This window comes from Paraburkholderia solitsugae (assembly GCF_013177695.1).
Classification (GTDB): domain Bacteria; phylum Pseudomonadota; class Gammaproteobacteria; order Burkholderiales; family Burkholderiaceae; genus Paraburkholderia; species Paraburkholderia solitsugae.
The window spans coordinates 39,576-62,756 of the sequence record NZ_WOEY01000029.1 but is presented as its reverse complement, the minus strand read 5'-3'; the positions used below and the strand labels follow the sequence as shown (position 1 = coordinate 62,756).

21 protein-coding genes, 1 tRNA gene and 1 pseudogene are annotated in these 23,181 nt (G+C 58.7%); 9 read left to right on the top strand and 14 right to left on the bottom strand.

Translation table 11 applies throughout. The annotated features are described in order from the left end of the window. Nucleotides 1-98: 98 nt before the first annotated feature. From GNZ12_RS08025 to GNZ12_RS08015, 3 genes are all read left to right on the top strand, one after another. A complete protein-coding gene (locus GNZ12_RS08025) occupies nucleotides 99-2,219 on the top strand; it encodes a 3-hydroxyacyl-CoA dehydrogenase NAD-binding domain-containing protein (RefSeq protein WP_172309824.1) in 2,121 nt (706 codons plus the stop codon). A 99-nt stretch (nucleotides 2,220-2,318) separates the two neighbouring features. Beyond that, complete coding sequence (locus GNZ12_RS08020; RefSeq protein ID WP_172309823.1) at nucleotides 2,319-3,527, top strand: acyl-CoA dehydrogenase family protein; 1,209 nt, start codon at nucleotides 2,319-2,321, stop codon at nucleotides 3,525-3,527. 12 nt (nucleotides 3,528-3,539) lie between these two features. Beyond that, nucleotides 3,540-4,670 (top strand): acyl-CoA dehydrogenase family protein, encoded by a 1,131-nt coding sequence (locus GNZ12_RS08015; RefSeq protein ID WP_172309822.1) that lies wholly within the window; start codon nucleotides 3,540-3,542, stop codon nucleotides 4,668-4,670. Nucleotides 4,671-5,930: 1,260 nt separating this feature from the next. Here the strand turns inward: GNZ12_RS08015 and GNZ12_RS45505 are convergent. Then, nucleotides 5,931-6,284 (bottom strand): AlbA family DNA-binding domain-containing protein, encoded by a 354-nt coding sequence (locus tag GNZ12_RS45505; protein WP_172309857.1) that lies wholly within the window; start codon nucleotides 6,282-6,284, stop codon nucleotides 5,931-5,933. Then, nucleotides 6,250-6,651: pseudogene (locus tag GNZ12_RS08005) on the bottom strand (IS5 family transposase); the annotation flags it as partial. The gene GNZ12_RS45505 and the pseudogene GNZ12_RS08005, both read right to left, overlap by 35 nt. Nucleotides 6,652-7,003: 352 nt before the next feature. On the opposite strand from GNZ12_RS08005, the gene GNZ12_RS08000 reads away from it, so the two are divergent. Beyond that, nucleotides 7,004-8,431 (top strand): tyrosine-type recombinase/integrase, encoded by a 1,428-nt coding sequence (locus GNZ12_RS08000; RefSeq protein WP_172309821.1) that lies wholly within the window; start codon nucleotides 7,004-7,006, stop codon nucleotides 8,429-8,431. A gap of 9 nt (nucleotides 8,432-8,440) precedes the next feature. After that, nucleotides 8,441-8,758, top strand: a complete 318-nt coding sequence (locus GNZ12_RS07995) for a helix-turn-helix transcriptional regulator (protein WP_172309820.1) — start codon at nucleotides 8,441-8,443, stop codon at nucleotides 8,756-8,758. A 158-nt stretch (nucleotides 8,759-8,916) separates the two neighbouring features. Here the strand turns inward: GNZ12_RS07995 and GNZ12_RS07990 are convergent, their stop codons facing one another. Together GNZ12_RS07990 and GNZ12_RS07985 are read right to left on the bottom strand one after the other, a co-directional pair. Further along, nucleotides 8,917-9,957 carry a tetratricopeptide repeat protein gene (locus tag GNZ12_RS07990; RefSeq protein WP_172309819.1) on the bottom strand — a complete coding sequence of 347 codons (1,041 nt, stop codon included), beginning with the start codon at nucleotides 9,955-9,957 and terminating at the stop codon, nucleotides 8,917-8,919. An 11-nt stretch (nucleotides 9,958-9,968) separates the two neighbouring features. Next, nucleotides 9,969-10,901 carry a metallophosphoesterase gene (locus GNZ12_RS07985; RefSeq protein ID WP_172309818.1) on the bottom strand — a complete coding sequence of 311 codons (933 nt, stop codon included), beginning with the start codon at nucleotides 10,899-10,901 and terminating at the stop codon, nucleotides 9,969-9,971. Nucleotides 10,902-11,593: 692 nt separating this feature from the next. Here GNZ12_RS07985 and GNZ12_RS07980 point away from each other — a divergent pair. Together GNZ12_RS07980 and GNZ12_RS07975 are read left to right on the top strand one after the other, a co-directional pair. After that, nucleotides 11,594-12,388 (top strand): hypothetical protein, encoded by a 795-nt coding sequence (locus GNZ12_RS07980; RefSeq protein ID WP_172309817.1) that lies wholly within the window; start codon nucleotides 11,594-11,596, stop codon nucleotides 12,386-12,388. A gap of 87 nt (nucleotides 12,389-12,475) precedes the next feature. Next, complete coding sequence (locus GNZ12_RS07975) at nucleotides 12,476-12,820, top strand: hypothetical protein (protein ID WP_172309816.1); 345 nt, start codon at nucleotides 12,476-12,478, stop codon at nucleotides 12,818-12,820. Nucleotides 12,821-12,904: 84 nt separating this feature from the next. Here the strand turns inward: GNZ12_RS07975 and GNZ12_RS07970 are convergent, their stop codons facing one another. Then, on the bottom strand, nucleotides 12,905-13,267 hold the full coding sequence (locus GNZ12_RS07970) for a hypothetical protein (RefSeq protein WP_172309815.1): 363 nt from the start codon (nucleotides 13,265-13,267) through the stop codon (nucleotides 12,905-12,907). A gap of 276 nt (nucleotides 13,268-13,543) precedes the next feature. Between GNZ12_RS07970 and GNZ12_RS07965 the strand changes: the two genes are divergently transcribed. Further along, nucleotides 13,544-14,149 carry a hypothetical protein gene (locus tag GNZ12_RS07965; RefSeq protein ID WP_172309814.1) on the top strand — a complete coding sequence of 202 codons (606 nt, stop codon included), beginning with the start codon at nucleotides 13,544-13,546 and terminating at the stop codon, nucleotides 14,147-14,149. Nucleotides 14,150-14,294: 145 nt separating this feature from the next. Here the strand turns inward: GNZ12_RS07965 and GNZ12_RS07960 are convergent, their stop codons facing one another. After that, a complete protein-coding gene (locus GNZ12_RS07960; protein WP_172309813.1) occupies nucleotides 14,295-15,173 on the bottom strand; it encodes a hypothetical protein in 879 nt (292 codons plus the stop codon). A 1,036-nt stretch (nucleotides 15,174-16,209) separates the two neighbouring features. Between GNZ12_RS07960 and GNZ12_RS07955 the strand changes: the two genes are divergently transcribed. Then, nucleotides 16,210-16,779 carry a hypothetical protein gene (locus GNZ12_RS07955; protein ID WP_172309812.1) on the top strand — a complete coding sequence of 190 codons (570 nt, stop codon included), beginning with the start codon at nucleotides 16,210-16,212 and terminating at the stop codon, nucleotides 16,777-16,779. 178 nt (nucleotides 16,780-16,957) lie between these two features. On the opposite strand, the gene GNZ12_RS07950 is transcribed toward GNZ12_RS07955, so the two are convergent. From GNZ12_RS07950 to infC, 8 genes are all read right to left on the bottom strand, one after another. Beyond that, a tRNA-Pro gene (locus tag GNZ12_RS07950) sits at nucleotides 16,958-17,034 on the bottom strand. A gap of 63 nt (nucleotides 17,035-17,097) precedes the next feature. After that, nucleotides 17,098-17,505: a MerR family transcriptional regulator gene (locus GNZ12_RS07945; protein ID WP_172309811.1), complete on the bottom strand. Its 408-nt coding sequence runs from the start codon at nucleotides 17,503-17,505 to the stop codon at nucleotides 17,098-17,100. Between the two features lie 46 nt (nucleotides 17,506-17,551). Then, entirely contained in the window at nucleotides 17,552-17,962 is a 411-nt protein-coding gene (locus GNZ12_RS07940) for an integration host factor subunit alpha (RefSeq protein WP_063496729.1), read from the bottom strand. Nucleotides 17,963-18,031: 69 nt separating this feature from the next. Further along, entirely contained in the window at nucleotides 18,032-20,467 is a 2,436-nt protein-coding gene (gene pheT / locus GNZ12_RS07935; protein ID WP_172309810.1) for a phenylalanine--tRNA ligase subunit beta, read from the bottom strand. 142 nt (nucleotides 20,468-20,609) lie between these two features. Then, entirely contained in the window at nucleotides 20,610-21,623 is a 1,014-nt protein-coding gene (gene pheS, locus GNZ12_RS07930) for a phenylalanine--tRNA ligase subunit alpha (RefSeq protein WP_172309809.1), read from the bottom strand. A gap of 157 nt (nucleotides 21,624-21,780) precedes the next feature. Continuing rightward, nucleotides 21,781-22,140, bottom strand: a complete 360-nt coding sequence (rplT, locus tag GNZ12_RS07925) for a 50S ribosomal protein L20 (RefSeq protein WP_006052502.1) — start codon at nucleotides 22,138-22,140, stop codon at nucleotides 21,781-21,783. Nucleotides 22,141-22,169: 29 nt separating this feature from the next. Further along, on the bottom strand, nucleotides 22,170-22,367 hold the full coding sequence (gene rpmI / locus GNZ12_RS07920) for a 50S ribosomal protein L35 (RefSeq protein ID WP_074282768.1): 198 nt from the start codon (nucleotides 22,365-22,367) through the stop codon (nucleotides 22,170-22,172). Nucleotides 22,368-22,614: 247 nt separating this feature from the next. Beyond that, complete coding sequence (gene infC, locus GNZ12_RS07915; protein WP_074263967.1) at nucleotides 22,615-23,139, bottom strand: translation initiation factor IF-3; 525 nt, start codon at nucleotides 23,137-23,139, stop codon at nucleotides 22,615-22,617. Nucleotides 23,140-23,181: the final 42 nt, after the last annotated feature.

Here is a 23,181-nt window from a genome sequence, read left to right as displayed (position 1 = left end):
CCAACCGACAATCGGAGAATTCGCCAGACCCGGCATACCCCAATCTGTCCGCATTCGGCTCGATCTGGTCCGGTAATAAACACTCAGGAGACGACACGATGACCCCCACCCCTTCCGCCGACGTTGTGACGCGCGAATTGCGCGGCAAAGTCCTGCTGGTCACGATCGACCACGCGCCCGTCAACGCCCTCTCCGCCGACGTGCGGCGCGGCCTGCTCGCCGCGATCGAAGCCGCGGATGCCGACAGCGCCGTCGAGGCCGTGCTGATCGTCGGCGCCGGGCGCAACTTCATCGCGGGGGCGGACATTCGCGAGTTCGGCAAGCCGCCGGTGCCGCCGTCGCTGCCGGACGTCTGCAACCGCATCGAAGCGTGTGCAAAGCCGGTGGTCGCCGCCATTCACGGCGCCGCGCTCGGCGGCGGCCTGGAAGTGGCGCTCGCGGCGCACTACCGGCTCGCCGTGAATGGCGCGAAGCTCGGTTTGCCCGAAGTGCAACTCGGCCTGCTGCCGGGCGCAGGCGGCACGCAGCGTACGCCGCGCCTGATCGGCGCGCCGGCCGCCCTGGACCTGATCCTGAGCGGGCGCCATGCCGGTGCGAAAGAAGCGCTCGCGCTCGGCCTCATCGACCGGCTCGGCAGCAGCGACGACATCCTCGCTGAAGGACTCGCCTATGTGCACGAACTGCTGGCCGCTCACGCTCCCGTGCGACGCACGCGCGACGCCGCTGCGCTAAGCGACCGCGCCGCGAGCCTCGCCGCGGTCACCACGGCACGCGCGGAAACGACGAAGAAATCGCGCGGCCTGTTCTCCCCGCTAAAAATCGTCGATGCCGTGGAAGCCGCCATAGAACAATCTTTCGAAGACGGCCTGCGACTCGAACGCAAACTGTTTCTGGAATGCATCGACAGCCCGCAGCGTGCCGGGTTGATTCACGCGTTCTTTGCGGAACGCGAAGTGCTCAAAGCACCGGAAACACGCGAGGCAAAACCGCGCGCGCTGAACAAGATCGGCGTGGTGGGCGGCGGCACGATGGGCGCCGGCATCGCCGTCGCCGTGCTCGATGCAGGACTGCCGGTGACGATGATCGAACGCGACGACGCGTCGCTCGCACGCGGCCTCGCGCACATCGAAAAGGTCTACGACGGCCTGATCGCCAAAGGCCGCATGAGTGCGGAGAAGAAAGCCGACGTGATGTCGCGCTGGCAGGGCAGCACCTCCTACGACGCACTCGCCGACGCCGATCTGGTGATCGAAGCAGTATTCGAAGACCTGGAGGTGAAAAAGGCCGTGTTCGCCGAACTCGATCGCGTCTGCAAAGCCAGCGCGGTGCTCGCCACCAACACGTCGTATCTCGACATCGATGCGATTGCGACCAGTATTTCCCGCCCCGCGGATGTGATCGGCCTGCACTTCTTCTCCCCCGCCAACATCATGAAGCTGCTGGAAGTCGTGGTGCCGAAGCAGGTCAGCGCCGAAGTGGTCGCCACGGCGTTCGAACTTGCGAAGAAGCTGCGCAAGACGCCGGTGCGTGCCGGCGTGTGCGACGGCTTCATCGGCAATCGCGTGCTGGCGGTGTATCGCAGCGCGGCGGACGCGATGATGGAAGACGGTGCGTCGCCGTATCAGATCGACGCGGCAGTGCGTGCGTTCGGCTTCCCGATGGGTCCGTTCCAGGTGGTCGATCTGGCGGGCGGCGACATCGGTTGGGCTACGCGCAAGCGGCGCGCAGCCACGCGCAACCCCAAAGCACGCTATGTGCAGATCGCCGATCGTCTTTGCGAACGCGGCTGGTTCGGCCAGAAAACCGGCCGTGGTTTTTATCTGTACCCCGAAGGTTCGCGCAGCGGTTCGCCCGACCCAGAGGTCGAGGCCATCATCGACGCCGAGCGTGAACGCGCCGGTATCACGCCGCGCACTTTCACCGACGAAGAAATCATGCGCCGCTATATGGCCGCGATGATCAACGAAGGTGCCAATGTCGTGCATGAAGGCATCGCGCTGCGGCCACTCGACGTCGACGTGACCTTTCTCTATGGCTACGGCTTTCCGCGTTATCGCGGCGGTCCGATGAAATACGCCGATACCGTGGGCCTCGCCACGGTTCTCGCGGACATCCGCGAATTCGCCAAAGAAGACCCGCTGTTCTGGCAAGCATCGCCGCTGCTGATCGATCTGGTCGAGCGCGGCGCCGATTTTGCGAGCCTCAACCAAACGGCTTGAGACGGCACATCATTTGGCGCATTCTTGACCGGTGGGGGTCCGCCCTCCCGCCAGTCCGCCGGTCCGCCGATCCAATCAATATCCAGGGAAGAACCCACTATGGATCTGAACTTCACGCCTGAAGAAGAAGCTTTTCGCGCTGACGTGCAGCGCTTTTTGCGTGACAAGCTCCCGCAGCGTCTCGCCGACAAAGTGCACGGCGGCCGCCGCCTCACGCGCGACGACATGGCTGAGTGGCACGCGATTCTCAACGCGCAAGGCTGGCTCGCCAATCATTGGCCGAAGGAGTACGGCGGCCCGGGCTGGAACGCCGTGCAGAAATTCATCTTCGAGAATGAATGTGCCTTGGCCGGGGCGCCGCGTGTCGTGCCGTTCGGCGTCAACATGCTTGGCCCGGTGATGATCAAATACGGCAACGAGGCGCAAAAGCACCACTGGCTGCCGCGCATTCTCGACGGCTCGGACTGGTGGTGCCAAGGCTACTCGGAACCGGGCGCGGGTTCCGATCTCGCGGCGGTAAAAACCACTGCGGTACGCGGCAGCGACGCGCAGGGCGAGCACTACATCGTCAACGGTCAGAAGACGTGGACCACGCTCGGCCACTACGCGAACATGATCTTCTGCCTCGTGCGCACCGCCACCGACGTGCGCAAGCAGGAAGGCATCAGCTTCCTGCTGATCGACATGAATACGCCGGGCGTCGAAGTGCGCCCGATCATCACACTCGATGGCGAGCACGAAGTCAACGAAGTGTTCTTCACCGATGTGCGTCTACCGGCTGAGAACCTCGTGGGCGAAGAGAACAAGGGCTGGACCTACGCCAAATACCTGCTCACGTATGAGCGCACCAATATCGCGGGCGTCGGCTTCTCAGTGGCCGCATTCAACCGGCTGCGCAAGATCGCCGCGAAGCAGCAGCGCAACGGCCGGCCGCTCGCGGAAGATCCGTCGTTTGCGGCGCGCATGGCGCGAGTCGAAATCGATCTGGAGAATATGAAGACCACCAATCTGCGCGTGATCGCGGCGGTGGCCGGCGGCGGCGTGCCGGGCGCCGAGAGTTCCATGTTGAAGATTCGCGGCACGGAGATCCGCCAGGAAATCTCTTCGCTCACGCGCCGGGCGATGGGACCGTATGCGCAGCCGTTCATCGAGGAAGCCTTGCACGATGGCTTCGAGGGCACGCCAGTCGGCCCCGATGAAGCCGCGAGTGCCGCCTCGCTTTATTTCAACAACCGCAAGCTGTCGATCTTCGGCGGCTCCAACGAAATCCAGAAGAACATCATTTCCAAAATGATCCTGGGACTGTAAGGGGCTCACGCCATGAATTTTCAGCACACCGAAGACCGCCGCATGCTGGCGGATACGCTCAACCGCTTTGTCACTGAGCAATATGGCTTCGAGACGCGCGACCGGATCGCAGGCTCGCCTGAAGGATTCAGCGCGGACCTGTGGAATCGTTTCGCGGAACTCGGCATTATCGGCGCGCTGTTCGATGAAGCGGACGGTGGGTTTGGCGGCGGCGGCTTCGATATCGCCGTTGTATTCGAGAGCCTGGGTCGTGGTCTCGTGGTCGAGCCGTTTCTCGATACGTTGATCGTCGGCCAGGCTATTGCACGTGACGGCAGCGAAGCGCAGAAAGCGATGCTGGCCGAACTGATCGACGGCTCGCGTCAGGTTGCGCTCTCGCATGGCGAACCGGACGGCCACTACGAACTATCGCGCGTCACAACGCGTGCGGAACGCAACGGCAACGCGTGGAAGCTGAATGGCGCGAAAGCGGTCGTTCAGCAGGGCGAGAACGCCTCGCTCTTCCTGGTTTCCGCGCGCACCGCCGGTACCGACGACGCCGAAGCCGGCATCACGCTCTTTCTCGTCCCTCGCGACGCAGCGGGTGTCAGCGTTCGTGGCTATCGCAAGATCGATGGCGGTCGTGCGGCCGAGGTCGCGTTCGACAACGTTACGCTGGGCGACGACGCATTGCTCGGCACGGTCGGTGAAGGTTTTGCGACGCTCGAGTACGCGATCAGTTGCGGCGTGCTTGCGCTGTGTTCCGAAGCAGTCGGCGCGATGGATGTCGCGAAAGACTACACGCTTGAGTACTTGCGCACGCGCAAGCAGTTCGGCGTGCCGATCGGCAGCTTCCAGGCATTGCAGCATCGGATGGCGGATCTGCTACTCGAGATCGAGCAGGCGCGCTCGGCCGTGATCAATGCTGCGGCAGCGCTTGGCGCTGAGCGCACCGTGCGGGAACGCGCGGTTTCAGCGGCAAAATACAGCATCGGCAGAATAGGGACGATGGTCGCCGAAGAATGTATTCAGTTGCATGGCGGTATCGGCATGACGTGGGAGTTGCCGATGGCGCACTATGCGAAGCGCCTTGTGATGATCGACCATCAGTTGGGCGATGAGGATCATCATCTCGAGCGGTTTATCGCGCTCGGCAGAGGGTGAGAGCGGGTTTCCAGGCTTTCTTCGAATCAGCGCCGCTGTGGTGGTTTGCCAGCGGCGCTGCCCTCGTTCATTTGCGAACGACTCCCGCCCGACCTCCGAACGTCCTCCATTACATCCGCGCGGTCACCGCCATGTGACAGTCCAAGCGGATGTTGTCGTTCTAGAATGACCGGCCTCGTGCCTGTTCTCCGACGAGAACCCGACTGTCATTCGGCGACTCTGCAGGCTTTGCGCAGCGCTGCTCCGTCCGGCTCAGTGAACCGTGTCTCCAAGGCGTCGTCCTTGCTTGCTCGAAGCATTACTGCGACCAGCAGACCAAGGCACGCGCCAAAGGATCCCCCCACTCCAAAGCCAAGTAAGAATTCCATCGTTTTCCCCCGTTCGTATATTGTCTTTTTGCTGCTTGTGCTGCTGTATTGAATTCGCTTGATGCAGTGTCTTGATGGTCTGTAGTGTGTCAATGCAAAAAGCGAGCCATCCTTGAACTAACCAAGGCGTGCATTTGAATGCCGAGGTGCCGTGACTGTTTAAACGCTCTATACCGTCACAAATCGTTTCAATCTTGTAACGCGCCTGAGTGAAACCAGCGGCACCAGACCGGTCGACTGGAACGCTCTACACGGTGCTTTTTGTTGCAGTGGGCGCGTGTTCGCGGTCTTTATCCGCGAGATAGAAGCGAGCGCCGAAAACGTCGCAAAGATGAGAACAAGGCGCAGTGCCGCGATCGCTGATTTTCTGATCTAGCCCGGGCGATTGCAATCAATTGCAGGGCGGGTATTTACGACATGGAAGCCGCGTTTCGGATTTGCTGGTAGACGGTACGACCGTCCCCGGCATCACGGTTTCGCTGATCGCCACGGCATGCCCTCAACTGTACGACTCCACTCACTCAGCGCCATGAACCCGTGGACATGACACGATGTAAGAAACCGGAGAGACGTTTGGGCGAGGCCGAGAACCAAACGCGTCGTGCCGCGACGTCATAGACATGGGAAGAACATCCCCTGGCTACACCTATGTCCGATGCCTCATGGTTCCGAACAGGCACAGCCGCTAGATTGAATGCAGCGCGACGTGCGCTTTCAAATTTCAGGAGCGGCAATGAGACAGTACGGAATGTCGATCGGCGATCAGCAGAGGCCTGAAGCGTGCCTGGTTATCAGTTATAACGACGCGGATCAGGGGCGGCAATTCACTTGCCTACGTCTGTACGCGGCGACGGATGGCGCCTACAACCAGATATATGGAATCGTCGATCAGCTAACTGGCACTTACGGATTCAAGAACCAGGAGCCAAGTGACCATGAGGTAAACCGTCCCGCCATTTGCGGCTATCGGCGTGATGGAGAACCCTCTAAGCGCGGGGTCCGTGTTTGAATGGATAATATCCCGCAGCCGATCTTGCGTAACGTGCGTATCAGTGACAGGGGAAATTGCAGCGGCAAGAGATTGGCCGTTGTGCTGCTGCTCCTGGACGCCGTAGATGATGGTGCCACCTCCGGCGTTGGCAAATGCGGTTACGTCTGTGACTAGCTCCGTTTTTGCCCGGTCCGTTAGGCCGTCTAGCTTAGAGACGGTTTCAAAAAGGCTCCTGCGTAGATCGCTGGAGGGTATTCCAACAGATGAGGCAAGCGGCGAACTTCAAGAAAGCTTCATGGATCCTGGCAAGGCGCTCATAGCGGACTCGAAGGCGATGGAAATTATGGAACCAGGCATGAGTACGCTCGGCTACCCATCGATATTTTCCAAGGCCACTGCCATGCTCGGTGCGGCGCTTCGCGAGAACAGGTTTGATACCCCGATCACGCAATTTCTGCCTGTGTGCTTCGGAGTCGTATCCGCGATCGGCATAGACGACTTGAGGCTTTCGCAACGGTCGACCGCGGATACCACGGATGGGTGGAATCGCGTCAATGAGGGGAAACAATTGTGTGACGTCGTGTCGATTGGCACCAGTCAAGATGATCGAGAGTGGCAACCCTAGTTCTGTTTCGAGGTCGCTAACGGCCTCATTCGCTACGTCTTTACCATCGCTGTCGCTCATTCTGCCCCCGCGTGTCGTTAGGTTTGTCGTTGGCTTGATGATACCGGCTCGCTGCGCAATTGATTGCGTGGGGTCTTGAGTCTGTGGGGGTCTTGGCCCAGAAACGAAAAAGGAGCTACAAGCCGAAACTTGTAACTCCTTGATTTCTTTGGTCGGGGCGAGAGGATTTGAACCTCCGACCACCTGCACCCCATAAAAGTTCGATTTCGTAAATACCTATCTTAGGCCATCTCCTTCACCACACAAAACCTAGTAGAATCAATCTCATACGTCAAACAGGTGTCTGAGGTTGTCCGTCCCCGTATTCCGCTATCTGGAAAATCTGTTGGGCACATTGTTGGGCACATTTTGCGGCGGTCGCAAACAAGGGGAGATCATGCCTGTTCTCACGGTAAAAGGCTTGCAGGCGCTGAAAGCCGAAAACGCGGGTGATCGCCTTCCCGATGGCGAAGGTCTGTACGGGCTCGTACGGATCCGCGCGGAAGATCGGGTGTCGGTGCTGTTCCGCTGGCGCTTCCGCCACGGCGGCAAGCTTCACGACTTCAATGCCGGAACATGGCCGGGGGTCGCGCTGACGCAAATCCGCAAGAACCGTGACGAGGCGGAGCAAATCCTTTCGACCGGGGTCAATCCGAACGACCACGTAAAGAAACGACGGCTCGCTGCTCACGCCGAGGTCATCCGTCAGGCAGAAGAGGCGAAAGCGAAACTGGCACAGGCCGCCGCCGAAGCCGATGCGCTTCGCACGGTTCAAGATGCGTTCGATACTTGGAAGACGTCAGAGCTATCCAGCCGCAAGGACAGCGGCGCAGAACTCGAACGCGCGTGGAAAAAGGATGTATTGCCGTCCATCGGCGTGAAGCCCCTACGGGACGTGACAGCGGGCGACGTGCTGGCAATCACCGATGCGATCAAACTGCGGGGAGCAGCACGACTCGCCCGCCGTACGTTCGGTGAAGTCCGGCAGTTCATAGCATGGGCAGCCCGCCGCGACCTGATTGCAATTGATTGCACAGCCAAAGTCAAGAAGTCGAAAGAATTTCAGAAGGACACGGAACGATCTCGCGTTCTCTCGGAGGCGGAGATCAAGGCGCTGGCCGCCGCTCTGCCCGCCGCCAATCTTCAAGACGCTACCCGCAGAGCGATCATGCTCATGTTAAGTACGCTTTGTCGCGTCGGTGAGCTTTCACGCGCAGAGTGGACCAACGTCGATCTAGAAGCCCGCCGCTGGCGCATCCCCGCCGACCACTCGAAGAACAGCAAAGAACATATCGTGCTGTTGAGTGACTTTGCTGTGCAGCAATTCGAGGCGTTGAAGACCATTAGTGGCGCTAGGCGCTGGTGCTACCCTTCCCCAAACGAAGAACAGCACATTGACACCAAGTCGATTGGCAAGCAGATCAAGGACCGACAACGCGCCACGCCGTTGAAAAACCGCAGTTCGGCTGTCAACTCTCTACGGATGGCGGGCGGCCTATGGACCCCGCACGATCTGCGGCGCAGCGGTGCAACGCTAATGGGCGAGCTAGGCATAGCTGGTGACGTGATCGAAAAGTGCCTGAACCACACCGAAGAAAACGGACTCAAGAAAATTTATCAACGTCAGAAGCTGGAACCCGAACAGGCGGCGGCGTGGCAAGTGCTCGGTCAACGGCTGGCGTTGCTCGTATCGCCCGACACGAATGTGATCGTAGCGAAATTCGGCAAATCTGCTTGAGGGTAGATCATGGTATTCACGTTCATCAAACCGCAGATTGAAGCGAACGCGGCGGCAAAGAAGACCGGGAAGAAGGCGAAACCAACTCATCGCGCAACAACGGCTGTCGAACCCGTGCTACCTGTAAAGCCCGTCAAGCAATCGCCGATCATTGATCTATCGCAGCCGGGACGATTGCGCGTGAACGACGTAATCAAGTTACTGGCCATTTCGCGGCCAACGTTATACGCACGCGTAAGGGACGGCAAATTTCCGCAACCAGACGGCCACGATGCAAAAATACCCTTCTGGCGCACAGAGACGTTGAGGGAATTTTTGAAGAAGTAACAGCGCGTGCCGTTGAAACCATGACCCAACGAGATCGGCGCATTGCGGGTCGACCGCACACACGTGCATCCGAATCAATGAGCCTGTCAGGATTGCATCGTGGCATCGTGCAATTGATTGCAAGGTCCATCGACCCTTGCCGCCGATTCCTGCGTTGCTTACGTGGCAGGATCGTCAGGATGGTTTGCCTTCAGCCACGCGCACCATGCCTCGTAGTACGACGATGTTTCGGGCACACGCAGCCCGGACCCATAGATGCCTTCGAAGCCTTCGTCGTCGGATTCTTCCTGCCCGTCGTCGAAGTCGTTCTCGAACTTGCGCGGATCGAGGCCATCAAGGTCGGCGGGTGATTCGCCACCGGAGTTCGATTTGCCGTTGACGTGTCGAGTCCGTGCTGGCATAGGTTCTACCTGCGATGTCGCCTGTCCCAGCGCCAGAGCTTTCAGCAGGTCCTCACCGCGCCGCTGGTCCGCCTCAGACAGGCTTGCGGTCAATCCAAGGTACATGATGTCGACCTCTCGCCGAAGAGTGGCGTCGTCATCACGTTCGCAGAGGCGTCTAGCCCAACCTAGCCACGCATAGGCCTGCGCCAGATCCTTCTCGACGGGCACTCCGTTCCCGTGCATCTCGGCGAGGCACAGTGCCGCAACGGCGCTCCCGCTCAATGCAGCGCTCTCGATCTCACCCTGATAACCCAGCAAGTTACCGATCGACGTGACGTCGCCATTCCGTGCTGCTGTGGTGTGATAGCGGGCAGCCGCCGCGATGTCCTGCGGCACCCCTCGCCCAAACCGGTACATCGTTCCGAGTTCCCCGATGGCCTCGGTGTAACCCTGATCGGCCGACTTCGCGAACCAGTGCGCGGCCTCCGTATCGTTCTGCTCGACGCCATCCCCGCGCGCATAGCGCATGGCAAGGTTGAACTGTGCGACCTCGTCACCAGCTTCGGCGGCTTGCCGATACCAGTACACCGCCAATTTGGGATTTTTCTCGGTACCGATGCCTCTCTGGAACATCGTGCCTAGGTTGTTTTGAGCGCTGACATTGCCCTGCTCAGCCGCAGCGCGATACCAGTACAGAGCTTCGGCAAAGTCTTCATCGACGCCTTTGCCGGTGCGATACGCTTCTGCAACCGCGAACTGCGCCTCGGGATCCCCCTTTTTTGCTTTCCTGATCTCCACTTCAAGTTTCGGCGACATAGACACCTCGACTACTGGGACAAAACAAAATTGTGGGAGGACAACACCGACTCGCCGCTCCAACGGTAGGCTACAAGCGGACCATCCTTACCGGCGCTGTAGTCAACGCAAGCGACCGTAGGCGACTGGATATCGGGGCTGCCGGTCATCCAGTAGTGACCGATGAATACCGGTTTGTCGCCGGTATAACCGATCCTCGCGCCCTCAGGTATCTCGGTATCGGGAAGTTGGGCTCTGGTCTCAGCGGGTACGAGCGCTGCCTGCCGGTAGGTTGTCGCCGCGCCGTCCCACCAGCGTGTGCGCGCCTCATGTCGGGTGATGCCCGACTTGTCTATGAACGAAGCGCTAGCAGGAAGCCGGACCTCCACGCCCTTCAAGAGCGTCTCGATCATGCGGTATTCAACCGTGCCCGTGCGACTGGCTTTGACCATCATTGCGTCATCCAGCAGGTGTCCCGGCTTTAAGCGTGTTTCAAGCTCCGCCATACAACCCGGATGCCAGCAGGCATGAATCACCCGCAGTTCAGGCAATTCGAGCCACAGCGGCAGGGCGAGGAACCAGTCAATGGTCTCACCGTGCAGATCAGGCTTGTGCTCGACTTCGGCGAGGAACGCCGCGTGCTGGTGCCTGTTTTTCCCGCCCACCTCGCCCTTTCTGGGGCGCAGATATTCGTCATCCTGATCGGGATCGCGCAGATACCAAGCAATTGCATTGAATTCGTGATTGCCCATGACCGCCATCGCACTTCCGGCATCGACCATTGGGCGAACGATATTCAGGGTTTCAAGCTGGTGCGGACCGCGATCGATGAAGTCGCCCACGAATATCGCCGTACGCTCCGGATGCCTCCATGCGCCGGACTGCTCCCGGTAGCCGAGTCGCTGCAACAGCGCGAGCAGCTTTTCAGCCTGCCCGTGAATGTCACCGATGATGTCGTACCTCATCGTTCCCCCGTGCGTATTTTTTGTCGCGGTCACGCCGTACGCAATAACGTATAGCAAGTTATGAGCGTGGCGTCCATCTCGTGGATAGCCGCTCCTGCAATCAATTGCGCGAATGTCAGTGCGATCTCGGTTCGCTTAGGGACGGTCGACTCCCGGTAGTGGGAAATATGCATCTGTGCAATTGATTGCAATGTCCGGCTAGGTGTGGAGATCAATGCCTCCGACGACTGCCCTTGTTTTCAGTTTTGCAACATGTCATGGGCTTGCATCACAATTCGCGGCGATGTCTCGGGGTTGCATCATCGTGGGGGCAACATCGGTGCTGCCGTCATCTACTCAAGACCTATTCCTTTGAAGTAACCGTCTCAGGACTGAGACAGTTTGGGCAGCAAGGGATTTAGTCGCGAATGTGCTGTTGCGCTGAGCGGAGTCGCGCGCGGACCATAATCTCCCAGAAAAACTGTTCCAACCCTGAATCATCCGTGACCGGTAAAAGATCCCATCACGACGCACCACTGCACTTGCCCAGCGCTTTCTCAGGCTCTTATCTACCTGGCGCGCTTCATGCGTGCTCCGCCTCGCCTGACCAACGGACACATGTTCGAGAAGCAGAATCACCGTCAACGCTGGCCGGGGCGCGCGTATGAGCGCGTTGAGAATATCAATAAACACAATATCCACCGGGGGTAGTTATGAAAATCAGAACTAAGGTCGCCATGTTGACGCTTCCTATTGTCGCGGCGTGCGGTGGCGGCGGCGGTGACGGACCATGTATGCAAGCGACAAGTGCAGGGTGGGTTGCCTGTACGCCTGCGCCCAAAGCGTCCACGGTCATTCCCGAGGGTATTTGGGGAGGTGGGACAAGCACCGGGCTTGCAGTATCAACCCTCGTTCTGGAGAACGGTCAGTATTTCATCGTGCCCACATCGACAAGTGGCGTGGGCCTTGTTGAAGGGGTCATGACCGCGAGCGGAGGCAATTTTTCCGACTCGGCGGCGGTGGCCTATCCCTCGTCGGATGTGCCCGTTGCGGCGACCACATCCGGATCCTTCACTGCCAAGAAATCCCTGTCCGGCACGGTTGCGGCTGCTCAATCTCTTTCATCGCCGTTCCCGCAGGGCACGACCAGCGTGACATTCAACGGGGACTACAACTCGTTGTACGACTCGCCTGCAACGCTGTCTGAAGCGCAAGGAACATGGACCGGTCAGACTGAGGCGTCGAGCGTTCCGGTGAGCTTGACTGTCGCGGCGGATGGCACGTTCACCGGTGCCAATGGGACCTGCACTTTCAGCGGCTCCGTTGCGCCCCGGTCAACCGGAAAGCATGTGCTTGATGGCAAGGTGACATTCAATAGCAGTTCATGCTTGCTCGGTTCCGGCAGTTCACTGAATTTTGAAGCCGTGGTGTCCGGAAATCAGCTCGTCGCGGCGGGCGTGACCTCGCAAAGAGATCACGCGTTCGTCGTTCTGGCGACGAAGGGTTGATATTTGCCGTTCACGATGGGGCAGCGCCTTGTCGCGGTGCAGGTAGAACGTGTGCTGGCGCTGCTGCCTCATATCGGATAAACGAAAATGAAAAAGCTACTTAAAATCGGCTTAACGATTGGTCTCGCGCTGGGCTGCACGTTCGCGCAGGCGGGTGAGTGCGGCGGCTATGGCACGACTGAATGCCCGGTGTCGCGGCACGACGCGCTGCGACTGCTGAACTACGACTCCGAGGTCTCGCTCGGCACCGCGACGATCGTATCGGCGCATGCGACGGCCAAGGCGCTGTGTGGCTATGTGAGCTACCGGGACCGGTCGGACCAGGCACGGCTGTCAAGATTTGCCGCGTACAACGATAGGGTCATCATTGCGTACCGGGTCGGCGACGCCGCAGCCGAAATCAATGAACTCTGCGAGGAAGGGGACGATTAGGATGGCACGCAAGGTGGAACACCCAACGATAGAAGAAAGGGGCAACACGTCCGGTCACAAGGAGTACGTGATCCGGCATCCGGCCTACGCGCCGATCGACGCATCGGAGGCCACCGCACACACGTGCATCCGAATCAATGAGCCTGTCAGGATTGCATCGTGGCATCGTGCAATTGATTGCAAGGTCCATCGACCCTTGCCGCCGATTCCTGCGTTGCTTACGTGGCAGGATCGTCGGGGTGGTTCTTCGTGAGCCACGCGAGCCAGTCCGGGTAGGCAGGGTTGTCCGTCCCGCAGACCGAGACCCGACTGGTAGATGCCTTCGAAGACCTCGTCGTCGGTCGGTTCCGGGCTTTCATCCAGAATGTCGTCCGTGAACTTGCGCGGATCGAGGCCATCGAGTTCGGTGAACGGCTCATCGCTAGAGTTACACCTCTTGTTCGTCATGTTCGATGCTACCGTTTTTTAACCGCGAGCCGATTGTGGTGTTGACCGGCGATCGGCACGTAGGGCTCGCGAGCCGAGCGAAACCGCCGTTTTTTTGGTCCCAGTTCTCTTGTTTGGCCTCTAGAATCGTCGTTCCCGAACAGCTGGCGAATCGAGGTTATTGCAGGTTCGTCAAATAATTGAGTGAAATGTTTGACGCCCCAGACGCGGTTCGTCAAATGGTTACAGAAGTCGCGGCTGCAACCAATTGCAGAGTCCGGGTACCGTAGGGAAACCATGAGCGATCACTTCCTCTCGACATTTCGAAGACCGGATGCCCCGATGGCGAGGGGAAAATACTTGTCCCGCGTCTTTGGAATCTTTTCGGAGGAGCTAGTCCGTCTCTGGGCTAGCGATCCACGCTGCCCCTATGAGGACTTGGGGCGACCGACACTCAGGAAGCGGGGAGAGAAGTCGGGTTCCACCCTTGACTTCACCTTGCGCGACAAGGCCACCGGCAAATCTTACGTCGCTGAGCTCAAATGCGAGATTGAGTACGAAAATTACAAATACCTCATCCTGACCGATGTTAAGCAGCTAGATCACCACAACAAAGCAGCGTTCTTTGCATTGCTGGACGCTGCCGCCAACTCGCCCGCGCAGCAGGTGTTCGTACACGGAAAGGAGATCTATATTGACGGTGCGATCCTGATCTGGGGCGATGCCACGCCAGAAGGACGCAAAGCGGCCGTAACTGAAAAGGGATTCTTTGATGTTCTCACTATGGCTGAGATCATTGAAGACCTGAGGTCATGGGGCTCTGAATCACAGCGCCGGTTTGTCGAGGAGCGACGGACGTGGACAAATGAATTGTTCGACGCGCTGCTCCAGACACATCCATGAAGCATGCCCGGAAGAGTTCATTCAAACCTAAGCCGCCTCGCGACGCCGCTTCACTCAAGAGCTAGTACATCCCCTGTCGTGAACAGGATAGGTTCGGAATGGGACTGAGATGGTTCGCTCTGCCGGGAGGCTGTGCTGGTTGCAATCAATTGCACAGATCCAGTCGCAACTGCTCCGCCGCCCGTTCGGGAAAGCCTTTCATCAACGCCATCGGTTTCCACCATGGCGCTCCACGCTGTTTGAGAATGGCGCGAAACTGTTGCCGATATTTCGGCGAAAAACTAGCCATTGCGGCTGGAACACCCAGCACTGTCGCCTTCGCTAGAAACGATTTCCATATTGCAGGTTCAGGATGGACGGTCTGGTAGAGGTCCTGCATCGAACATACGACAAGCTTGCAAAATGGATTCTCCAAGTTCGCCAGCTCGCCGAGCTTGACGGTCCTCTTCCTGAATCTCGCTTCGATACGCATCAGGTTTTCGAATGCGCAGACCTGTCCCACCTCGGCCATCTGTTCCGCCTTGTTGTATGCATACGTTTGTAGAGCGGAGCTTAACGAGCCTTGATAATGGGTTCCGGCGATTTGTTGGTTTCCCTTTATATGCTTGCCGGAGCGAACTCCATGACGATGGAATAAGTAGTCCTTTGTGTGTCTGTCCGGAAAGTCCACGGCAATTTCGAATTCGCGCAAGTATCCGTGCGCAAGCGCGTTCGAGTATCCAGCCGACCCGAGTGCGATGGTTTTCGCAACGAACGCCTCGAACGCGGGCGTGGTCAATCGTGCGGGGAAAAGCGTGTACCGGACGAAGTATTTGCTGTAACACGACCTCAACTCGACACGTATCGCGTCCTCGAGGAACCATCCGTCGGCCCCCTGCATGTTCTTGTTGGACCAAAAGTCAGCCTTTGTCAGATAGCTTCCGCATAGCGATTTGAAGGGGGCCAGCACATCAATATAGGTCTGCTTTGAAAGCGACCTCTGTATGATCGTGCGATCCAGTCTTGTTGGGAGAAATTCCATCATTTCAAGCCACTCCGTTGGCATTTTTCACGCAACTTTTTCCGGCTACTCTCTTGTCATTAGCAGGAGCCTTGGTCCCGTTTCGGTTCAATGAGAAGCGGAAGCGTTCGACTGCAAGCGCAACGGCAATCAAGCTGCTGTGGTGGGGTTGCTCTTGACCTCACGAGCCAATGAGCGCCCCCTCGGTTGAGCGCGTTACGCTTACGAACGAAGAAACTCGCGGATTGTCTCCGTCTTCCAGTAGGGAAGTCTTCCGTCCAACCCGTCGCGCTTCGGGTAGCGCCCGGACTGTATCCCGGCATAGAGCGTGGCATGAGAGATTCCGAAGAGCGCCAATAGATGCGCAACCCGCAATCGTCCCGGCTGGTCAAGACTGATTTCCGGCGCTTTAGCCCGAGTGTGACCGCGCCCCGCCGATGGGGTTGTGGATGGGGTGCTTTGGTGTTTTTTGACGAATGTAACGGCCATATGCAATTCCTCAGTTAGACGAGGCGCACACGCGCATCTCGCCGGTTCATTGCTTCGGCGAGGACATTCGAAGGGAAATGTCCGTACGCCGGAGTGCCTGTATCGCCCATTGCAGGCGATCCGTCGGGACTAACTTCTGCCCCACCACTCCATTGGTACGGATAACTATTTATATATTAGTGAGTCTATCTATGTCAAGCCAAGAGTCGAGCGCATCGGGTTAACTTGTCTCCCGCCTATGCTTTTATTCCGGCATAGTCCGCCTCACCTCCTGATGACAACGCGATATAGCTGTGAAAGCGCGACGCGCTGAATAGCGGAACGGTGTGGCAAGCCATCCACAACGCAACGGGAGTGTCAGGGGGTAGCAAAGTGGCGGATACATACCACCGAGCCGCTCGACGACTTCCCTTCCCGGCACAGCATGAATGCGATCAATTGCACTGCCGACGATCATGCTTGTGCGTGGTGGTATAGGATTGCTCACGGCGTTCCTGTTGAGCCAGATTGCGGAATCGCCTTCGCTTTATGATGCGGCGCATCCAGAACACCTGCTACCGGAAGACGAAAAATGAAAACTATCGCGCAGCGCCGCAACGAAATATACGACTACTTTCATGCGAGTAGCGCCTGCCAAGCCTTCTTCTACGCATCGGGGAGTGAGGATGACTATGCCGCTTATTACACCAGTATGTATCTGCTACAGGACTCGACAGAGTGTCTTCTGGCGCACCGCGTACGGGGTTTCCCCCTTGACGAACCGCTGCAGGCCTACTTGGAATTCTGGGGTGTTCTTCAGGCGGTGATCATCCAGCAAGACGCCATCGCAGAGCTATCAAGAGTCGTCCTTAAGCAGGCCTTTACCGCCAAGCACCTGACCGCGTGGCAAGTCCTTCGCGATCTCAGGAACGAGTGTGCAGGCCATCCGGCAAAGAAGGATCGACCACGCCCGACCGTCGTCCGGTCGTTCATGGGTCGTGGCTTCGGCGACTATAGATCGATTAAGTATGAACGCTGGGAAAAAGGAAGCGGAAGAACTTACCCAACGGTCGCGCTTGGTCAACTTATTGACGATTACAGCATTGAAGCCGGATCACAACTGGCGAGCGTTTTAAATGCAATGCGGACGCGGTGGCCGTGACTCATCGCCCCCCCTCCGCATGATGATCGGCTGGTGCAATTGATTGCGACTGCAACGACGTGCACTCCCATCTCCCAGCCCGCCAATCCGTTGGGCACATTGTTGGGCACATTCCGTGGATTGCCAGCAGAAAAGAAAAAGGCCCTCAAAGCCGAAGCCGTGAGAGCCTTATATCTATTGGTCGGGGCGAGAGGATTTGAACCTCCGACCACCTGCACCCCATGCAGGTACGCTACCAGGCTGCGCTACGCCCCGAACAGCTGAAAATTATAACAGACACTTCGAGCGATTAGAACCGCCCTGCGCTAACAAAGCAAACTAGTGCCCTAACAAATCGATCACATGCAGCAATTCCTTGCGCAACTGCTCGACGTCCACCGCAGCCGTTGTTGCTGCCGGCGCTGCTGCGCCCTCGCCTTCCTCGACCACGTCAGTCGGCGCACCATGCGCACCACAACCGGGTGAATCAAGCCGATTGCGCGCCCCGTTGATCGTGAAGCCCTGCTCATACAACAACTCACGAATCCGCCGGATCAACAGCACCTCGTGATGCTGGTAGTACCGGCGATTGCCGCGCCGCTTGACCGGCCGCAACTGCGTGAACTCCTGTTCCCAATAGCGCAGCACATGCGGTTTCACGCCGCATAGTTCGCTCACCTCACCAATCGTGAAGTAGCGCTTCGCCGGAATCGGAGGCAAGACGACTTTTTCGATCGTCGCTGTCATCGTCAGTTAGCCGTCGTGGTGGGTTGCGCAGGGATGCGCCCGTCAATCAGCGCGCGAAGCTCGCTTCAGCGCCGTTCTCAACCAGCGCTTTCAGCTTTTGACTTGCATGGAACGTCACAACGCGGCGCGCGGCGATCGGAATCGCCTCGCCGGTCTTCGGGTTTCTGCCGGGACGCTGGGGTTTGTCGCGCAACTGGAAGTTGCCGAACCCCGACAGCTTCACGCTATCGCCACTCTCCAGCGCATCACGGATCACCTCGAAGAACGCTTCGACCATGTCTTTCGCTTCCCGCTTGTTGAGCCCGACATTGTCGAACAGCAACTCGGCAAGTTCAGCCTTGGTCAGCGTCGGCGTTTCGGTGGAAACGGCCGCGGGTGATGTCGGAATTTCGCGAATCATGGCGCTGCGTTGCGCCGTAAGAAGGGCTTCGAAATCACTCGAGTTCATTTCATTCATATCTATCAAATGGCGCGCCAAGCAGAAACGGAGGTTGCGAAAAAATGCCGTGCAAATGTTAAATGCGGGTTATCCACGCAACCGTGCGCCATATACTCGAGCCAGACGTTCCACCAGAGTTTGAATAGCCAGATCGACCGTTTCATCCTGAAGGGTCCCGCCAGTATCTTGCAAGGTCACACGGAACGCAAGGCTTTTCTCATGAGCAGCCAGACCACCGGAAGTGTTTGATTTTGGACGGAATTCGTCGAAAAGTGCAACCTTCTGAACAGTCTTGCATGCCGCTTCGGACTGAGCCTTCTGAAGCTCGTCCAACAGCGCCTGAACCTCGATTTTCTGATCGACGACCACCGCAATATCACGACGCACCGGCGGGAATTTAGATACTTCCGCCGGAGTCGGCAATACGCGCTGCATTAATGCTTCCGCTTCGATTTCAAACAGAATCGGGGCATGCGGTAAATCATATTTTTGCATCCAGCGCGGATGCAATTCGCCAATCCAGCCCACTGCGCGGCCATTCAGTTCAATACGCGCGCTGCGGCCCGGATGCAAGGCCGGATGCTCCGCTTTCACGAAGCTTGCCACGGCCGGCGCGAGCACGGCTTCCAGATCGCCCTTCACGTCGAAGTAGTCGACCGCGCGCGTTTGCGCGCCCCACTGCTCCTCGAGCGCGGGACCATAGGCGAGGCCGCCGATCATCTTCGGCTGCGCGAAACCTTCGACCGTCAATTCGCCTGCCTTGATCGATGGGTCGTGCAGGAACACGCGGCCGGCTTCGAACACGCGCACGCGATCGGCCGCGCGACGGTTCAGGTTCGTGCGCAGAACGTTGATCAGGCTGCCGAACAGCGTGGTGCGCATGACCGATAGCTGGCTCGCAATCGGATTCAACAGACGAACAGGCTTGTCGTTGCCGGCGAAGTCCGACTCCCACTCGGCATCCACAAAGCTGAAGTTAACCGTCTCCGCGTAATCACGCGCGGCGAGCGCGTGACGGATCACGTGAATCGAGCGCTGCGTTTCGTTGGTCGGCAGCATTTCGCTGGTCGCGACCGGCGGACGCGCGGGGATCTTTTCGAAGCCGTAGATACGCGCGACTTCTTCGATCAGGTCTTCTTCGATTTCGATGTCGAAACGGTACGACGGCGGGTTCACCGAGAACGTATCGCCGTCGCGTTCGAAGCTGAGGCCGAGGCGCGTGAAGATCTGCGCGATTTCATCCGCGTCGATCTTGATGCCTATGATGCGGTTCGCGCGCGAGACACGCATCTTCACCGGCTCACGCTTGGGCACGTTGACGGTTTGATCGTCGACCGGGCCGGCTTCGCCGCCGCAGATATCGAGGATCAATTGCGTGATGCGTTCGATGTGTTCGACGGTAGTCGCGTAATCAACGCCTCGTTCGAAACGATGGCCTGCATCGGTCGAGAAGTTGTACTTGCGCGAGCGGCCGCGAATGCTATCGGGCCACCAGAACGCGGCTTCGAGATAGATGTTGGTGGTGTCGAGCGTGACGGCCGTGCTGTCGCCGCCCATGATGCCGGCGAGACTCTCGATGTGCTGTTCATCGGCGATCACGCCAACGGTTTCATCGAGTTCGACAGTGTTGCCGTTCAGCAGCTTGAGCGTTTCGCCCTTGCGACCCCAACGCACGTCCATGCCACCGTGGATCTTGTCCAGATCGAACACGTGCGACGGACGGCCCAGTTCGAGCATCACATAGTTCGAGATGTCGACGAGCGCGGAGATGCTGCGCTGACCCGAACGCTCCAGGCGCTGCACCATCCATTGCGGCGACTTCGCGCGCGCATTCACGCCACGGATCACGCGGCCCGAAAAACGGCCGCACAGATCGGGCGCCGAAATTTTGACCGGCAACGTTTCGTTGAGCTTGACTTCGGCCGGCTTGATCTCAAGCGGACGCAGCGGCGCACCGGTGATGGCCGACGTCTCGCGCGCCACGCCGAACACCGACAGGCAGTCCGCCTTGTTCGGCGTCAGCTTGATTTCGAAAACCGTGTCGTCGAGATTGAGCGTTTCGCGGATGTCCTGGCCGATCGGCGTATCTTCCGGCAGGATCATCAGGCCGCTATGATCTTCCGAGAGCTTCAGTTCGCGTGCCGAGCACAGCATGCCTTGGCTTTCCACGCCGCGCAGCTTCGAAAGCTTGATCGCGAACGGCGTGCCGCCCTCTTCGGCCGGCGGCAGTTGCGCGCCGACCAGCGCGACCGGCACCTTGATGCCCGGTGCGACATTCGGCGCACCGCACACGATGTTCAGCGTCGCGCCCGTGCCGGCGTCGACCTGACACACGTTGAGCTTGTCTGCGTCCGGGTGCTTGACGACTTCCAGCACCTGGCCGACGACGATCTTCGAGGTCGGCGGCGCGGCCGGCCGCAGGTCTTCGACTTCGAGACCCGCCATCGTCAACGCGTGCGACAGCTCATCGGTCGTCAGTTGCGGATCGACAAAGGTTCTCAGCCAGGATTCCGGGAATTGCATGGTTCTGTGGTCGTTCTGATCAGGTTAGGTCCACGTCCGGCAGGCGGCCCCTTGATTCACTGGGCACTGCCGGGGACGCTGCTGGCGGCACGCACTGCGTGCAATGCCGCGCTCTATGCTTGTCGCGTTCGTACGCGCCAGTTCAGGCGAATTGACGCAGGAAACGCAGGTCGTTTTCGAAGAACAGACGCAGGTCTTGCACGCCGTAACGCAACATCGTGAGCCGCTCGAGGCCGCTGCCGAAAGCAAAACCGATGTAACGCTCGGGGTCGAGGCCCATGTTGCGGATCACCGTGGGGTGAACCTGGCCGGAACCCGAAATTTCGAGCCACTTGCCGGCGTTCTTGCCCGTTTCGAACAGCATGTCGATTTCAGCCGACGGTTCGGTGAACGGAAAGTACGACGGACGGAAGCGCACCTGAATATCGTCGCGCTCGAAAAATTTCTTGAGGAAGTCGGAGTAGACGCCCTTCAGGTCGGCGAAGCTGATGTTCTCGTCAATCCACAGGCCTTCGACCTGGTTGAACATCGGCGAATGCGTTGCGTCGCTGTCCACACGATACGTGCGGCCCGGCACGATCACCTTGATGGGCGGCGTGTTGGTGCGGGCATAACGCACCTGCATCGGGCTGGTGTGCGTGCGCAGCAGCAGCTGGCGGCCGTCGGCATCTGTGCCGTCGACGTAGAAGGTGTCCTGCATTGAACGCGCCGGGTGGTTTTCCGGGCTGTTCAGCGAGGTGAAGTTGTACCAGTCGGTTTCGATCTCGGGGCCGTCGGCCACGTCGAATCCGATCGACCGGAAAATCTGTTCGACGCGCTCCCATGTGCGCATCACCGGGTGCAGGCTGCCTGCGCCGGTGCCGCGGCCGGGCAGCGTGACGTCGATGGCTTCAGCGGCGAGGCGCTGGTTCAGCAACACGTCGGCCAGCGCCTGACGGCGGGCCGTCAACGCGGCTTCCACTTGTTGCTTGACGAGGTTGATCCGTGCGCCTTCGGTCTTGCGCGTTTCAGGATCGAGTTTGCCAAGGCCCTTCAATAGCTCGGTCAGCGCACCCGATTTACCAAGAAAGCGCGCTTTCTCGTTCTCGAGGGTGGTGACGTCGGAGGCTTCTGCGAAGGCTTTTTGCGCGTCCGCGACAATCTGGTCCAGATCCATTGATCCCATCATTTCAACGTCAGTGTTCAATCGTTGCAAAACCGGTTCTACCAACAAAAACGGGGCTCGGTGAGGAGCCCCGTTTTTGCTGCAGCGTCACCGAGACTACCGGATGTTCGCTGCAACGAACCACGCAGTTTAATTGCCCAAAGCGCAATCAGGCTGCAACGGCGGCTTTCACCTGCTGAACGATCGCAGCAAAAGCAGCCTTGTCGAACACAGCCATGTCGGCCAGCACCTTGCGGTCGAGTTCGATCGAAGCCTTCTTCAGGCCGTTGATGAACACGCTGTACGTCATGTCGTGCTGACGCACCGCCGCGTTGATACGCGTGATCCACAATGCACGGAACACACGCTTCTTGTTGCGGCGATCGCGGTAGGCGTATTGGCCTGCGCGCATGACCGCCTGCTTGGCGATGCGATAGACGTTATTGCGACGGCCGCGGTAACCCTTGGCCAGCTTGATGATCTTCTTGTGACGGGCCCGTGCGGTAACCCCACGTTTTACTCGAGGCATATCTTGCTCCTATGAGTGTCGGTTAAGGGTTAAGCGAACGGCAGCATTGCGCGCACGGAGTTCATATCTGACTCATGAACTGACGTGGAACCGCGCAGATGGCGTTTGTTCTTGGTGGTCTTCTTGGTAAGAATGTGGCGCTTGAAGGCCTGACCGCGCTTGACGGTACCGCCCGGACGCACCACGAAGCGCTTTGCAGCACTCTTCTTGGTCTTCATCTTCGGCATGACAACTCCATTATTAGATGGATATGGGTGTGCGGTCGGCCAGATGGCCATTACCCGCCCTTCGAAACCCATTCCACTTGGTATGCAGACCGCCGACCTTGCTGGCGGCCGCTTTTCAGGAAGCAACGCGCATTGACACGCACGCCGTTCCGAAACCTGCCGATACCACACCGGACACCCGGCACAGCATCGCTCAATCTTTGACAACCGGAGCCCGCACCACACGATGCGCCGCTGCTCCAGCCGCTTACTTCTTTTTCTTCGGAGCGAGCACCATGATCATCTGGCGCCCTTCCATTTTCGGCATCTGCTCGACCTGACCGACTTCGTCGAGGTCCGTGCGCAGGCGCTCGAGCATGCGCATACCGATTTCCTGGTGAGCCATTTCGCGGCCACGGAAACGCAACGTGATTTTCGTCTTGTCGCCGTCGTCGAGGAAGCGGATGAGGTTGCGCAGTTTGACGTTGTAATCGCCGTCATCGGTGCCCGGGCGGAATTTAACTTCCTTAACCTGGACAATTTTCTGCTTCAGCTTGGCCTCGTGTTGCTTCTTCGCTTCCGAGTACTTGAACTTGCCGTAGTCCATCAAGCGGCAAACCGGCGGAACCGCTTGCGGAGCGATTTCGACCAGATCCACGTCTTGCTGTTCCGACATGCGGAACGCATCAGCGAGTTTCACGATGCCGAGCGGTTCGTTCTCGACCCCGACCAGGCGCACCTCTGGTGCCGTAATTTCACCGTTGATGCGGTGCGCAGACTTATCAGTAGCGATGTTACGTTTCCTCTAAAAATTAAAAAAACGAGCCGGGCTGCC